We start from the raw sequence: 14,339 nt of genomic DNA, 5'->3' as shown, positions 1-14,339 counted from the left end.
AATTAGCGTGGCAGATTATATATGGCTACTGGCTCCTTTATTTTGCGGCGTACTAGCGTTAATTTGTAACCTGATTTTGGGCCGTCAAGTGCTGCAACGCGGTATTATCTTTATTGATTTGGCGATGGCGCAAGTTGCGGCCTTAGGTATGCTCATTATTACTCTTTATTGGCCGGATTTGACTAATCAGTATGAGCTGATTCCTCTACTTGGTGCATGTGCTCTAGCTTTAGTGGTTGGTGGCGGCATTGCTTGGCTAGAAGCAAAAAAAGTGGACAACCTAGAGGCGTTGATTGGCACCTTTTATGTTATGTCCGCCTGCTTAGGCATTTTACTCGTGAGTCAAGCGCCTCATGCTCATGAGCGAGCAACAAGCTTGTTACATGGCCAATTACTGTGGTCAAGCTGGACTGATGTGGCTGCGTTAGCGTTACTTGCAGGGGGGCTAGTGAGCATTCGTTGGTTGCGACCAAGGTTACTTGATGGTATTGGCTTCTATTGCTTATTTGCGTTAAGCATACCTCTTTTAGTACAAAGCTTAGGAGTCTACTTGGAGTTTGCTATGCTGGTGATACCCGCTATTGCAGCAACGTATTGCTTGCCTAATTGGCGTAATAGCATGGCCCTAGTGATAGGGTTACTGGGCTTAATTACCGGTTTTTCTCTTTCTATGTGGCTTGATGTACCTTCTGGGCCAACAGTGGTATTGATGATCGGTATTTTTGCACTGGTATTGCCGGTAATATTGCGACTTAAAAGATCATTTGTTTCTATATAGGCGATAAAACCACGTTTACAGGGTAAACGTGGTTTTTTAGTTTATTTATAATGGCGGTATTTAATGCCAAGATGATCAAGGTAATTAAAATGAACATTAAGCCGCGCTTGGAAGTCTTGCCAATCTTTGTGCTCTGGTTGACTCCATGCTACTTCTGCTCCAGCGATTAACCGCGGAAAGACCATGTAATCAAACTGGCTATCAGTTCGTACAAATTCACTCCAAAGCGCATATTGCACACCCAGTAAATTAGCCTTGCCCGTTTCAGATAAGTTATCGTTTAACGGTTCATACCAATAAGCCTCTTCAAGCTCAAAATCGGTTGCCCAAGTGGTACCTGGCTCCACTTCTGAACGGTTATAAGCCATATCGAGGTAGGTAAAATGAGCCGGTGTTGCGATGACTTGATAGCCTTGATTGGCCGCTTTAATTGAGCTTTCAACCCCACGCCAAGCATATATAATCGCATCTTGTTCTAGTTTGTCGCCGTGGATGGCTTCTTCCCAACCGAGTAAGGTTTTACCTTTCTGACGTAACTTATCTTGTGCATAACGTAATAAGTGACCTTGTAACTCACGTAAATCTTGGTAACCATTATCTACTAGCATTTTTTGGCAAATCGCCGAATGCTCCCACACACCTTCAGGTACTTCGTCGGCACCAACGTGTAAGTAAGGTGCTGGAAAGATGTCACATAGCTCATCAATTACTTGATCAATAAAGTGATAAGTGCCAGGAAGAGCAGGATTTAGCACGTTATCAGTATAAAACTGCACTGAGCAATATTGTGAGCGATCATCAGGATCGACTAGCAGCTCCGGTAATGCCTTCATGGCCGCGCGTGAATGACCTGGAATATCGATTTCAGGGATCACTTGGATATGTCGTTCTGCTGCATAGGCAACAATTTCTTTTGCTTGTTCTTGACTATAAAAACCACCATAGGGATCTGAGCCACTGCCAAATTGAGATTCTATGGCTAAGCCATGGCCACGATAAGCGGTTGTTTCGGTTAACTGGGGAAAGGCTTTAATTTCAATTCGCCAAGCTTCATCATCGGTAAAATGCCAATGTAATGTGTTGAATTTGTAATAAGCTAAAAGGTCGATGACTTGCTTGATTTTTTCTACGCTACGAAAGTGTCGTACGCAGTCAAGCATAAAACCACGGTAGGCAAATCGGGGTTGGTCTTTAATGAAACCCTGAGGTAATGCTGAAGTTGCATTTAAACATTGGGCCAAACTAGCAAAAGCGCGGCCAAAGCCCACTTTGCTACCGGCAGAGACGACAATTTTGTCTTTGATCGCGATTTGGTACGCTTCTAGAGTTAATTTATCATCCCACAGACAATCAATGACCGTGCTTTTTTCTTTACCTAAACGCTGCTTACTTAGTTGGGATAAAAATACCTGACTTTCAACTTCAAGGCCTTGGTTGTTATTTATCCAAACATGCTGTTGTATTGCTAAGGTGTCATTATTTAGCTCAACTTGTTGTGGCTGAGGAATAATAGCCAGTGCGTTTGGTGGTGCTTGATTGAGTTTCGGTGCTGGCGTTACCGCTACGTGAGGGAGGATAAAAGGAGCAAATTCAACTTGTATTATTTGCTCCTTCTCGCCAAACGAAAGATAAATGCCTGATGGCAGGTCGGTTATATTTTTTAACGCAAGCTTGTCGACCAGCAAGGTAAAGTTGAATACCTGTCCAGGCTCTAACTTAGTTGGCATGTTCGGCTTCAGCGCGATAAAGCTACCGTCTTGACGAACTAGTTCAACACCGTCAAGCTTAGCAGGGTCGACGAGTCCGACTAAGAATAGGTTAAGGGTCCAATCCGTTAAACTGGATTGGCTCAGATTGGTTAGCATAAAGTCTGCACTATAATTATGCGAGCCGTTCCGTAATTCTGTGATTTCAAGTACGACAGCCAAAGGAAAACCTCAAAAGTTGATTAATAAAGGTATCACTTACATCGGGTTAGATACCGAGAAAACCGCTTAACTTAAATAGTTAAGCGGAAATAGCGTTTACTATAAAGCGATTGCTAATATATACCAAGCAGCATGGGGGATCCATTGTTCGCCCCAACGCCAGTTTTGGAAGAAATCATCTTTTTGCGCTTCAGGCACTAAGCTGATATCCCTCTCATTATCAAAACCAGAGGTGATGCCATTACAGATGCCACCGGGCGCGCTAGGATAACCATCAATGTATTCAGGGTTGTTATGGCCATGACCATAAAGCATGCAAGCATCAAATGGATTTAAACCAAGTATCCAGTTTAATTGTTGTTGAGCATAAGCTTGTACATTTTTTGCTAGCTCTGGGTCACTGTCCTTAAACAATTCAGCGCTCATTTTTGCTGCGCTAGCCAACGAACTTAAACGAGCGTTTTCACCTTGCCACCAATATCCAGATTCATTCTGTTGTGCGACAAAAAAAGCAGTTCGTCTATGGGGTTCATCCACAGCTTTAACGTATTGACGCCCATAACCAAAGGGGTTAACGACTTCTGCTGTGATATCAAGCTCAAACTGTATGGCTTGCTTGATGGTTTTTAAGACACTTGCATGAAAATTGGAATCGCTCTCAATTTTGCTGTATTCAATAAGACTGATAACTGGCAAGCCAGCTTCTGCTGCGTGGAAGTAAGGGCGGTCGCTGTTTTCTTCTACAGTCCACCAATTAGAGACCAATTCATCGCTGACCTGCCGCGCTTGCAAGCGTTTTGCCCAACGGCGAGATTCAGATAAGTAGCGCTGATCTTTGGTTGCTTTGAATAGCTCAATGGCGGCGAGTAGGGCACAATATTCATCAATGATGTTTTCTTTGCCATTATCGCAGTAAGCGCGATTATTTTCACATAAATGGGCATAAGCTTGCTCGGCCCCAGCTAGGTATTGCGCAGGGGCAAATTCCCCCTCGGGTGCTAACTGAGAAGCTGCAGCCAGAGCTGCGATACTGATTCCACCACCTTGGCGGAAGGCTGCTTGCCACTGTTCCGTCTTAGTGCCTTTTTGGGTTTCATAGGCGCAGATATGACGGTTATTAACGTTTTTGCTCCATTGATCAAAAATCGTCATATAAAAGTAGCCATCTTTATCCAATACCCGCATCAAAAAGTCAGCACCAAACAAAGCTTCATCGAGGATGCGCTTATTGAGGTTCACCTTGCTGATATTATCCGATTTCCCCAGCTCTCGATGGCAACGGATTAAATTCCAAACCACCATGGGAATTTGCTGAGGATTGAGGTAATTAGCATAAGATAGGTGACTGAGATATTTACTCATGTCACCGCTGGCATCAAACCAGCCGCCACGCACGTCGGCTGTTTTTTGCTCATTTCCCCAAAAAGGTAAATTTTGATCGGCTTTATCAAAGGACCCAGAGCTGCGCTGGCCTTTGAAGTAAAATAAGTTATCAGACAAAGTACGATTTAGTAGTAGTTCTTCGGCAATGCAGAAGGGGTGTGAACTGAAGGTTTCCCCATCATTTTCGACGACAATTGCAAATTCCCCTTGCTGATCAAATTCAGAAAAATCTATTTGGTAGAAGTACCAGTCACTCCACTGGTCAACGCATCCGTGCGGTACTATTTCAGTTGTAAAACATACGCTTTTATCCTGGCATGAAATCAAAGAAGCCGGGCTCATAACAAGTCCGGCTTTTGCTTTGATGACTGCCACTTTATTTGCGCCAACTTGATAACCAATGTGGTTAGTCAGTAGCTGCATGGCAGGATCCTTTATTATCTATATTTCTTGCTTATTACTCGTGTAAGAAACAACGTACGAAGTGGTTCGGCGCGATCTCTTTTGGTTCAGGTAACGCTTGGTTACACTTATCCATTACCTGTAAACAACGGCCAGAGAACGGACAACCAACACTTTCTGGAGTCCATAGTGGAATTTCTCCTTTACGACCACCTTCTAGGTTGTCATGGATACTCTTTTCTGGGTTGGGTACCGCAGACATAAGCAGCTGAGTGTAAGGGTGCGCTGGTTTTTGTAGTACTTCGTCTACTTCACCCCATTCAACTAAGTGACCAACATACATGACACCAATATCTTCTGCTAGGTAGCGCGCAGTGGCGATATCGTGCGTGATGTACATCATTGAGATGCCATCATTTTTCATGTCTTCCATTAGGTTTAAAACACCTAGACGAATTGACACGTCAAGCATTGATGTTGGTTCATCGGCAAGGATTATTTCTGCCTCAACCGCTAAGTTACGTGCAATGTTCACACGTTGGCGTTGACCACCAGAAAGCTGATGCGGGAACTTTTCAGCCGTTTCTTTTGCTGGCGTTAAACCCACACGTTCAAGTAGTTCGTAAATTCGACCAGGTAGATCCGCTTTACTCGTTACTTTTTTATGTAACAACAATGGACGAGCTAAATGATGGAAAATAGTGTGCGTTGGGTTCAAAGAGCCAAATGGGTCTTGGAAAATCATTTGCACACTTTCACGGTATTCCATTAATGATTGTTTGTGATTAAATTCATCAATGTCACGGCCGTGGTATTTCACCATACCTGCTGTGCGGCTGTACATTTTCGCAATGATCTTAGCGCTGGTTGATTTACCTGAGCCTGATTCACCTACGATGGCTAATGCGCGGCCTTTATAAAGGTTGAACGAAACATCGTTCAATGCTCGCATGTGACTCTTCTTCAAGGCATTGGCATTGATAGGAAAGTCTTTAACCAGATTTTTAACTTCAATTATTGGATTATTATTGCTCATAATGCTTCTCTCAATCCTACTAGCCCTGAACCGGTTGCTTTTCTAATGCGATGATGTCAACGATGCCATCTTTGTGTAGATGACAAGCTGAGAACTCACCTGGGGCAACCTCAGTTAACTTACAGTACTCTTTACGGCAGATGTCTTTAACGTAAGGACAACGCGCTTGGAAGCGACAGCCCACAGGTACTTCAAACAGGTTCAATGGTGTACCTGGAATACCAACAAGACGTTTTTTCTCACCGTGTAGAGGAGGGAACGCATTACCTAAACCTTCGGTATAAGGGTGGTTAGGTTTAGTTAAAATGTTTTTCGCGGGTGCTACTTCTGCAAGCTCACCTGCGTACATGATACCGATACGGTCACAAAACTCGACCATTAAGCTGATATCGTGCGTAATGAAGAGGATTGAGAAGCCAAACTCTTCTTTTAATTGATAGATTTTTTGTAAAATTTCACGTTGAACCACTACGTCAAGTGCCGTTGTTGGCTCATCCATGATGATGAGTTTTGCGTTCAATGCTAATGCAATAGCAATAACAAGACGTTGACGCATACCACCAGAGAACTGGTGAGGGTAATCGGATAAACGGCTAGGGTGAATATCAACCACTTCAAGCAATTGGCCTGCGCGCTTAATACACTCTTGACGTGTCATGTTGGTATGCGCAAGTAATACGTCACAAAATTGCTCTTCAAGTGTTAAAACAGGGTTTAAGCTGTTCATTGCACTTTGGAACACCATAGCTGATTCTTTCCAGCGGTATTCACGTAATTGCTCGTCGTCAAACTTAAGAATGTCACGACCGTTAAAAACGATTTCACCGCCTGAGATAAACGCTGGTGGCTTATGTAAACGACATACCGAGAAGGCAACCGTCGATTTACCACAACCAGACTCACCCGCTAGGCCAAATACTTCACCGCGACCGATATCAAATGAAACGTTACTTACTGCACGTACATCGCCATTGCTGGTAATGTAATCAACACATAGGTTACGGACAGAAAGTTGAATGTCTGTTTTATCATGAACAGATGCGTTAGCTTGGTTTACGCTCATGATGCTGCTCCTTGTTGTGCTGTTGTTTCTTGTGCTGCTGCTTCTGCTTCTTTTTGTGCTGTGATTTGCTTCCAACGTTTAAGGCCAACGTGTGAACGTAGTTGTGGGTTAGCAATTTCATCAACCGCGAAGTTTAATAGGGCAAGACCTGCGCCCACACAAGCGATTACAACAATTGGAGAGAATACTTCCCAGTACGCACCAATGTGGATAGCTGAAGTTTTTTGCATGTTAAATAATTGCGTACCCCAAGTTACAGACGTTGGATCACCTAGGCCTAGGAACTCAAGGGTTGCTTGGGTCATGATAGCGTAGATTACCGAGCCGATGAAACTTGCACCGATGATTGAAACTAAGTTAGGTAGAATTTCAATCAAGATGATGCGCCATGAAGGCTCACCTAGTACTTGAGCGGCTACAACAAACTCTTTTTCACGTACCGCTAAGGTTTGAGAGCGAACAACGCGCGCCCCCCACGCCCAGGACGTGAGACCGATTATAAGGGCAATAACCATTGGGCTTACCTCCCCGATAAAAGCCGCCAATACCATTAACAGCGGTAGCTGCGGGATAACGAGCATAATGTTCATTAGTGAGCTTAGTACTTCATCGATTAGGCCACCGAAGTAACCCGCTGTAATACCAATGGCAACGGCCATTGCAACTACTATGATACCTGCGCCAAAACCAACCGCCAGTGACACGCGGCCACCGTATAAGGTTTGCGCAAATACGTCACGACCCATACGAGTAGAGCCTAATACATGCTCTTCACTTGGTGGTACGTGTGATTTAGTTACACGTTTTTTAGCATCGTACTGCGTGATGAACGGAGCAAAAATCGAAATAAACACGAAGAACCCGACAATACAAAGACCAAATAGTGCCTTTTTGTTACGAGTTAAAAGATTGATAAAACCCATAATTATTTACCACCCTTACGAAGACGAGGATCCAAGAATACATACAACACATCGGCTAAAAAGTTAAACGCTAGCATGAACACTGTCATGATAAGTAACTGGCCTTGGATGAGCTGATAGTCACGGTTGATAATGGCGTTGTAAAGCACTGAACCTAAACCTTGATAGTTGAAGATAACCTCAACAACCAGTGCACCACCTACAACAAAACCTAATGCCATAGATAATGCGGTTACACTTGGTAAGATCGCGTTACGCGCACCGTAGTTTAACATCACGCGGATATTTGATAGGCCTTTCGCCTTACCCATGGTGATGTAGTCTTCGTTAAGTAAGTTAATCATGTTGTTACGCATTGGCACTAAGAAACCACCTAACTGTACAATGAAGATACAGAAGATAGGGCCGACAGCGTGAAGAAGTACATTTTGTATGAATTCCCATGATGTGAAATCAGGGGTTAGCTCTGGATCGTAAGCATAACTGATAGGAATTAAGTCCCACGTTACACCTAAAGAGAATAATACCACGATACCAAAAACCAGCTGTGGGGTTGCTTGTAGTACTAAAGACAGCGGTGAAGCGATACTGTCGAACTTACCACCACGGTACCAAGCTGCAACAATACCTAATGTCGCACCGAACATAAACGCTAAAATAGTTGCAGTACCTGTTAAGAACAGGGTCCAACCAAAAGCGTTAGCCAGTACTTCTGATACAGGCATGTTACTGAAAAAGGTTGAGTTACCTAGCTCAAGTGTGAATACATCACCTAAGTAAGTAAAAAATTGTTGATAAAGGGGTTGGTCGACACCAAAAGTTAATCGTAAGTTTGCGATTTGCTCTGCAGTAAATCTCGCACCTTGTGCAAGCATTGCATCGACTGGATCACCGGGCATCATGCGCGGCAAGAAGAAGTTAATTACAACGGCTACCAAAAAGGCACCAAAGTAAAAGACGAGACGTCTTAATATAAATCCCATATCTCTACACCTATTTATTTGCTTCCATTCGGGCCACTCTAGCTGTTTCCAGGTATGTATCCAAAAGGGGATACGCGAGTGTAAAAAAGGTCGAATTAGAAGGTTTACGTTAAAGTAAAGCCCCTCCCGGGGGAGAGGCTTGATGTCTTAGTCAGTTAATTATTTAACTGGCTTAAGATTTAGTACGTGAAGTAGACGCTCTGGTGTATCAGGCCATACTACTGGACGCGCTTGTGGGTTGCTTTCGTTGAACCAACCAGTGAAACGCTTAGTGTTGTACTGGTAGTTGTAGTTCGTGCTCATAGCAGCCATAGTTGTTTGGTTAGATCCAATTTTCTCTTGGATTTGGTAAACAATTTTTAGCTTCTCGTCTTGGTTGCCAGTTTTGTTGAAGCCATCGATAAGTTTATCTAGCTCTTTATCAACATTGTGGTGACCACCGAAACGTGCTTTGTCCATTTGCTCTGAATGGAAAGCAGTGTTGTAGTACATGTATGGATCTGGACCTGCGAAGTAGTTAGAGAACTGAGCATCGAAGTCAGCAGACATAACTTTTTCGTTTAGGATTGCAAATTCAGGAGTAGAAACGCTAGCGTTGATACCTACTTCTTGAAGACCTTCAACACCGATTTGTACTGTGTTTACAAAGTCAGACCAACCGTTTGGTACTAGGATTTTAAATTCAATCTTAGAACCGTCTTTGTTTTCTACGAAACCGTCGCCATCAACGTCTTTGTAACCAGCTTCTTTAAGAAGCGCTTTAGCACCTTCGATGTTGAATTTGCTGTACTTACCGTACTTAGCCATTACATCTGGGTTAGCCCAAGCTTTGAATTGGTCACCTAGTGCATCTGGGTACTCGTTCACAGACCAGTAGCCGTAACCAGCGATGTCTACGATTGCTTGACGGTCAAGAGCCATAGAGAATGCACGACGGAAGTTTACGTCGTTGAACGCTTTAGCATTGTCTTTGTTTGGCGTTTTGAAGTTAAGCATGAAAGATGCAGAACCCGCAGCAGGGAACCAGTAGTGGTAGTGTTTGTTTTGGCTAACAAGTACACGGTCGATATCTGGAATGAACGCTGAAGTCCAGTCTAGGTCGCCTTTGATTGCTGCAGCAAGTAGCTGGTCGTTGTTAGCAAGCTGTGGCATTTTGATACAGTCAACAGCTAGTTTATCGTTCTCGTAGTAGTTAGGGTTACGACATTGAACGTAAAGCTGTGGAGTGAAAGTATCAACTTCTGTGAAAGGACCAGTACCTACTGGGTTTTCGTTAGCAAACGTAGCTAGGTCAGCTTGCTTAGAGAAGATGTGCTCAGCAACGATTGGAGCGCGAACGATTTCAGATACAACACCTGTGTTCACTTCAGAAAGAGTTACTGCAACTTTGAAATCGTCAACTTTTTTAACGCCAGAAATTTTAGAGCTAATACCTGCAACGTCAAATGCGCCGCCAGCTGCTGCTAGACCTAGAGAGTAAACTACGTCGTCTGCGTTGAATGCTTGACCGTCAGACCATTTAACGTCTTTTTTCAGTTCAAAGAAAACTGTTTTTAGGTCGTCAGAGAAGTAGTGTTTGTTTGCTAGACGGTACTCAACTGCACCACCTTTGATTTCGTTTACGATTAGTAGTGGCTCGTAAATGAATTGGTTAGTTGTAGCAAGACGTGAAGTAACTGTAAGAGGGTTGAAGTTACGAACCCAAGCTGGCTTCAATTCAGAAACTAGTGTAAGAGTTGCTTTATCAGCAGCCATTGCTGGAGCAGAGATAGCTCCTGCGATCATAGTAGCACCCATTGCTACTGCGGTAGAAATCTTAGTTAACTTAGCAAGCATAACAATTCCTTTTCCATTCCTTGTATATGAGAAGCGAACAAGTCGTAGTCCTTTTGGACTTCCACTTGTCCAACCGCTGGTTTTTTGAGTTCCATTGTTTTATTAACAAATGACTCGATTAATGTTTGTCACCAACGGGCTATATAACACCAATTTCGGCGGCAACACGCAAATGTTTTCGTCGTCGATTTCGTTAAGCGTGAAGCAACTCACGTTAATCCCGTACTTTTTGTAGGTAAATCCATTTAAAACAATTAGATAGGTTTTTTCTTGCTGCAAATAAAGAATGCTTATTTGTCGTTTTTTTGCCCGATAATGAAGTGTTTGTGAGAACGGTCACATAGAAATGCTGAATCGATGAAGAGGCTGATGGGCTGATAGATAACGAAGTTGTGATCCTGATCTCACCTAGGGACGGGTGAGATCAGGAGGGAAGGTTTTTAGCTCTCCGATTTATTGACTTGAGTACGCAGCGCCACTTTAGCTTGCTCTAGTTTTTCACGATCTGGATCACTTAATTTACAGTGTGATAATACGTACTCAGCAGTGCTCAACACAGTACGCCAGCGCGGTGATTTGGGCAATGTATCAATTTGTAAGTACTTATCTAAGGTGCGTGTTTGCAGTGAGCTACGGTCTAAATAAACACGCCATAGTTTACTTTTTTCGGCGAGTTCTATTTTTCCCTCACCTGTTGAACCTTGCCAAAGCTCAAGAGCGGTTTTCATGGTTTCAACGATCTGGTTACGCAACCCATCTCCATCATGATCGACACTGAGTTTATCGGCGAGTAAAGAAAAGTCAGGCCCTAACGCGCGTAGTTCGTTGATTAATTGCTGGTCTGTCGTCAATACGTACTTGGATAACGAAGTAATGGCGCTGGTAAGCGCTTGTACTTTTTCATTGCTATGACGCCCGGTTAAGCTTTGGCTGTTCTCTGGCATACAATGAAAGATGAGGCTCCAGCCCCGTTTTTGACCAAAGGTTGCAGGCGAAATTGTCACCTTCTCGGCAAACGGCCCTTTAGCTCTTTTACATGCTAACTCAAACTCTTGGGTTTCCGTTTCAGGATCATGATTGGCTTCTAATTGTGCCTTAAAAGGGGCCATCAGGACTCTGTCTATATGGGTATTGAGCAGCAGTTCACGTTCAAGATCGAATAAGCTTTCAGCCCCAGTACTAACAAAATCAATGATCCCTTCGCTGCTTATTCCCAGTAAGGCTTCATCAGCTTGCTCTAGCATAGTGAGCAGCTTAGTTTGCGTATTTTGCAGCCCTTGTTGAGTCTCAATATGTTGTGAAATTTCTTGTTTCAGCAGCGTGTTCTCAATGCGATGATCGTTAGCTAACTTTGCTTGTATATGTGCATTAATACGCGCATATAATTCATCTTTACAAAATGGTTTTACTAAATAATCGTTCGCTCCCGCCTCAAAGCCTTCTAACAGGTCTTTGGGTTGATTGAGGGCAGTTAAAAAGATCACAGGCAGGGTTAAGCGATCGAATTTTTCTCGTACCTTTTGACAAAGTTCAAAGCCAGTCATGGTTGGCATCATCACGTCTATTAGCAACAAATCAGGCTGTTCAACGTCAAGTACAGCAAGGGCTTCTTGGCCATCTTGACAGCAGTACACTTGATAACCCTGTAAGCTCAACAGGTTTTGCATGATTTGTAAGTTAATGACTTCATCATCGACTACTAAAATAGTGTTCGCTTGATCAGAAACTTCCTGAGGTACAACTGGCTTTTCAACGAAATTATTAATCTTTAAATCAACTGGCTCATCGAGTAGTAAATGATGCTGTGGGTTATCGCTTACCACTAATGGCGAGATGTCTTGGTTTTCATGTATCGGCAGCGTAAAACTGAACACCGAACCTAAATCAGGTTTACTGGTGACGGTGAGCTCGCCTTGCATCAAACTGACTAGCTGTTTACTGACAGATAAACCTAAACCATAGCCCGCTTTAGCATGATTACGGCTGTTACGAATTTGCACCAATGGCTCAAAAATATGTTTTAACTGAGCTTCATTCATGCCGATGCCAGTATCGGTGATGGTAATGCGCAGTTCATGTTCATAAGTTTCAACCCCCAGCACTACCTTGCCTTCAGGGGTGTACTTAATTGCATTACCGATCAGATTATAAAGCACTTGTTCTAGGCGTAACTCATCCGCATACACCACTGGGAGGTCGTCTGGGCATTGATTGATCAAACGCAGCGGTTTATTGCCCGTTAAGTGGTGGCACAATTCAAATACTAGGTTTATTACGGATTTCAAATCAATGGCTTGCATTTTAATTGGCAGCTGGCCGTAACGCATTTTGTGGTAATCAAGTAAGTCATTAACTAAGCGTGCTAAGCCTTCACTGCTGCGAATGATGAGTGATAGCTGCTGTCTTTGTGACTCGCTGAGTTCTCCCGCGCTACCGGCTATCATGGATTCAGCCATACCGACTATGCCGTGAATTGGCGTTCTTAGTTCATGGGAGGTGTTAGCAAGAAACTCATCTTTTAATTTGTCGGCTTGTTGCAGCTCTTCATTTTGCTTTTGAATTAATTCAACTTGGCTTTCCAGCTCTTGTTTTTGCAGGTTAATTAGCTGCAGTTTTTCTCGTACGGAATACTGCATATGAGCAAAACTATGGGCTAATCGGCAAATCTCATCGCCTTCTGGGTTAGCACCGCGGATGGGTTTTTCTAAGTCGCCAGCTGCCACTAATTCTGCTGACCAAGTTAGATTCAACAAAGGCGCAGTAATGGTGTTAGATAGCCAACGAGAAAACATGATAAACAGCAATACCGAGAAAAACGCAAATGACAATACTAATTTCTCTAGTTGGCGAGTGAGGGCAAAAGCTTCATCGACGGATATTTCGGAGATCAGCGCCCAAGGCTGATCGAAGACGTTTAATCTAGTGTAGGCTGCCAATACTTCTTCTTGACGATAACTGCCAAATCGACCGGCACCGCTTTTTCCATTAAGCGCATCGGATACGGGGGGGGACGACATTGTATATTGGCTATTGGTAAAGCTATTGAACACTGAATATTCAGGTGTTAAAGACAGGTCAGAGCGGAGTTTGTTATCAGAGCCCACTATAAAGGTTTCGCCTGTTTTACCCAACCCTTCGCGATCACTCATTAAGGCATTGAGGCCTTTATTTGATATTTCAAAAATAATTACGCCGCGTACATAAGAATGTTGCATGATCGGTAAACTAAGGTAAGCCACAACCTCGTTAGTCAGTGGATTTAGGGCAAAATCAGAGAAATGGTAAAGTTCGGAAGGGTTTTTAACCTGATCCATCTGTATTTTTAATTTCTGAAATGAGTCCGCTAATGAAGTCGTTTTATATTGACCGTTAATGAGGTTTGTACCCCAGTTGGCTTGTTTTGTGACGGAATAAACCACGTTACCTGTTTCGTCAACGAGTAAAATATCGGAGAAATCAGACTCTCGCACTAATTTGGCATATTCTTTGTGATAACGCAGGTGAACCCTTTTGTACAAGCCATCGCCTTGTTCAATGGATTTAAACTTCTCTTGTTGTTCACTGTCTTGCTCTGGCGCTTTATACTTGTCCCAACCCCCTGGCTCGTATAGTTGTTGCGCTGTTACACGAGCGCTTTCAATGGTTGGCCCTAAACGTTCAAAGGCGGCGCTAAAACCATAAAATCGACCGATGGAGGCTTTCGCAAAATCGGATTGAGAAAATAGACTGGCTTGTTGTTTGAGTTCTCTGAAATAGTCTCTAACTTGGCTTTTTTTAATTTCCCGAACTGACACTAAATGGCTGGTAGTTTGTAAAGTAAGGTCTTTTGAATAGGAATATAAGAACAATATTGAGATTGTAGAAAACGGCACAATACTCAGCATTAAAAATGCCAACATAAGCTTAGAGCGTAATCCAGTTAACTTTCTTTTTTCAACCATGAGGTATTTATATTCTCCGAGGTGCCGATATAATTCGGTAAATCACGTCCTTAAATCCTTGGACAT

The 14,339-nt window shown here is 43.2% G+C and carries 9 protein-coding genes; 1 reads left to right on the top strand and 8 read right to left on the bottom strand.

The features are described 5' to 3' along the window. Positions 1-7 precede the first annotated feature (7 nt). On the top strand, positions 8-778 hold the full coding sequence (locus Q4519_RS12720) for a metal ABC transporter permease (protein WP_303512755.1): 771 nt from the start codon (positions 8-10) through the stop codon (positions 776-778). Positions 779-819: 41 nt separating this feature from the next. Here Q4519_RS12720 and Q4519_RS12715 read toward each other — a convergent pair whose 3' ends face one another. From Q4519_RS12715 to Q4519_RS12680, 8 genes are all read right to left on the bottom strand, one after another. After that, positions 820-2,643, bottom strand: a complete 1,824-nt coding sequence (locus tag Q4519_RS12715) for a beta-N-acetylhexosaminidase (RefSeq protein WP_303512754.1) — start codon at positions 2,641-2,643, stop codon at positions 820-822. Positions 2,644-2,805: 162 nt separating this feature from the next. After that, positions 2,806-4,512, bottom strand: coding sequence for a glycoside hydrolase family 9 protein (locus tag Q4519_RS12710; protein ID WP_303512752.1), 1,707 nt, complete (start codon positions 4,510-4,512; stop codon positions 2,806-2,808). Positions 4,513-4,546: 34 nt separating this feature from the next. Then, positions 4,547-5,527 carry an ABC transporter ATP-binding protein gene (locus Q4519_RS12705; RefSeq protein ID WP_232803639.1) on the bottom strand — a complete coding sequence of 327 codons (981 nt, stop codon included), beginning with the start codon at positions 5,525-5,527 and terminating at the stop codon, positions 4,547-4,549. Positions 5,528-5,546: 19 nt separating this feature from the next. Then, positions 5,547-6,590 (bottom strand): ABC transporter ATP-binding protein, encoded by a 1,044-nt coding sequence (locus Q4519_RS12700; protein ID WP_303512751.1) that lies wholly within the window; start codon positions 6,588-6,590, stop codon positions 5,547-5,549. Then, positions 6,587-7,513, bottom strand: a complete 927-nt coding sequence (locus tag Q4519_RS12695) for an ABC transporter permease (RefSeq protein WP_303512748.1) — start codon at positions 7,511-7,513, stop codon at positions 6,587-6,589. The genes Q4519_RS12700 and Q4519_RS12695 overlap by 4 nt, the downstream gene beginning before the upstream one ends. 2 nt (positions 7,514-7,515) lie before the next feature. Further along, positions 7,516-8,496, bottom strand: coding sequence for an ABC transporter permease (locus Q4519_RS12690; protein WP_303512746.1), 981 nt, complete (start codon positions 8,494-8,496; stop codon positions 7,516-7,518). A 159-nt stretch (positions 8,497-8,655) separates the two neighbouring features. After that, positions 8,656-10,332 (bottom strand): ABC transporter substrate-binding protein, encoded by a 1,677-nt coding sequence (locus Q4519_RS12685; protein ID WP_303512744.1) that lies wholly within the window; start codon positions 10,330-10,332, stop codon positions 8,656-8,658. Between the two features lie 440 nt (positions 10,333-10,772). Then, positions 10,773-14,216, bottom strand: coding sequence for a response regulator (locus tag Q4519_RS12680; protein ID WP_303512742.1), 3,444 nt, complete (start codon positions 14,214-14,216; stop codon positions 10,773-10,775). Between the last annotated feature and the right edge of the window lie 123 nt (positions 14,217-14,339).

Source organism: Motilimonas sp. 1_MG-2023, assembly GCF_030547455.1.
In the GTDB taxonomy this organism is placed as follows: Bacteria; Pseudomonadota; Gammaproteobacteria; order Enterobacterales; family CBDFNC01; genus Motilimonas.
This window is presented reverse-complemented; position numbering and strand designations above follow the sequence as displayed.

What these genes read in the sequence shown, in the direction of transcription:
- Q4519_RS12680 (WP_303512742.1), bottom strand. Translation starts at nt 14,216, where the DNA reads ATGCTGAGTATTGTGCCGTTTTCTACAATCTCAATATTGTTCTTATAT.
- Q4519_RS12715 (WP_303512754.1), bottom strand. Translation starts at nt 2,643, where the DNA reads ATGCTAACCAATCTGAGCCAATCCAGTTTAACGGATTGGACCCTTAAC.
- Q4519_RS12705 (WP_232803639.1), bottom strand. Translation starts at nt 5,527, where the DNA reads ATGAGCAATAATAATCCAATAATTGAAGTTAAAAATCTGGTTAAAGAC.
- Q4519_RS12685 (WP_303512744.1), bottom strand. Translation starts at nt 10,332, where the DNA reads ATGCTTGCTAAGTTAACTAAGATTTCTACCGCAGTAGCAATGGGTGCT.
- Q4519_RS12695 (WP_303512748.1), bottom strand. Translation starts at nt 7,513, where the DNA reads ATGGGTTTTATCAATCTTTTAACTCGTAACAAAAAGGCACTATTTGGT.
- Q4519_RS12690 (WP_303512746.1), bottom strand. Translation starts at nt 8,496, where the DNA reads ATGGGATTTATATTAAGACGTCTCGTCTTTTACTTTGGTGCCTTTTTG.
- Q4519_RS12700 (WP_303512751.1), bottom strand. Translation starts at nt 6,590, where the DNA reads ATGAGCGTAAACCAAGCTAACGCATCTGTTCATGATAAAACAGACATT.
- Q4519_RS12710 (WP_303512752.1), bottom strand. Translation starts at nt 4,512, where the DNA reads ATGCAGCTACTGACTAACCACATTGGTTATCAAGTTGGCGCAAATAAA.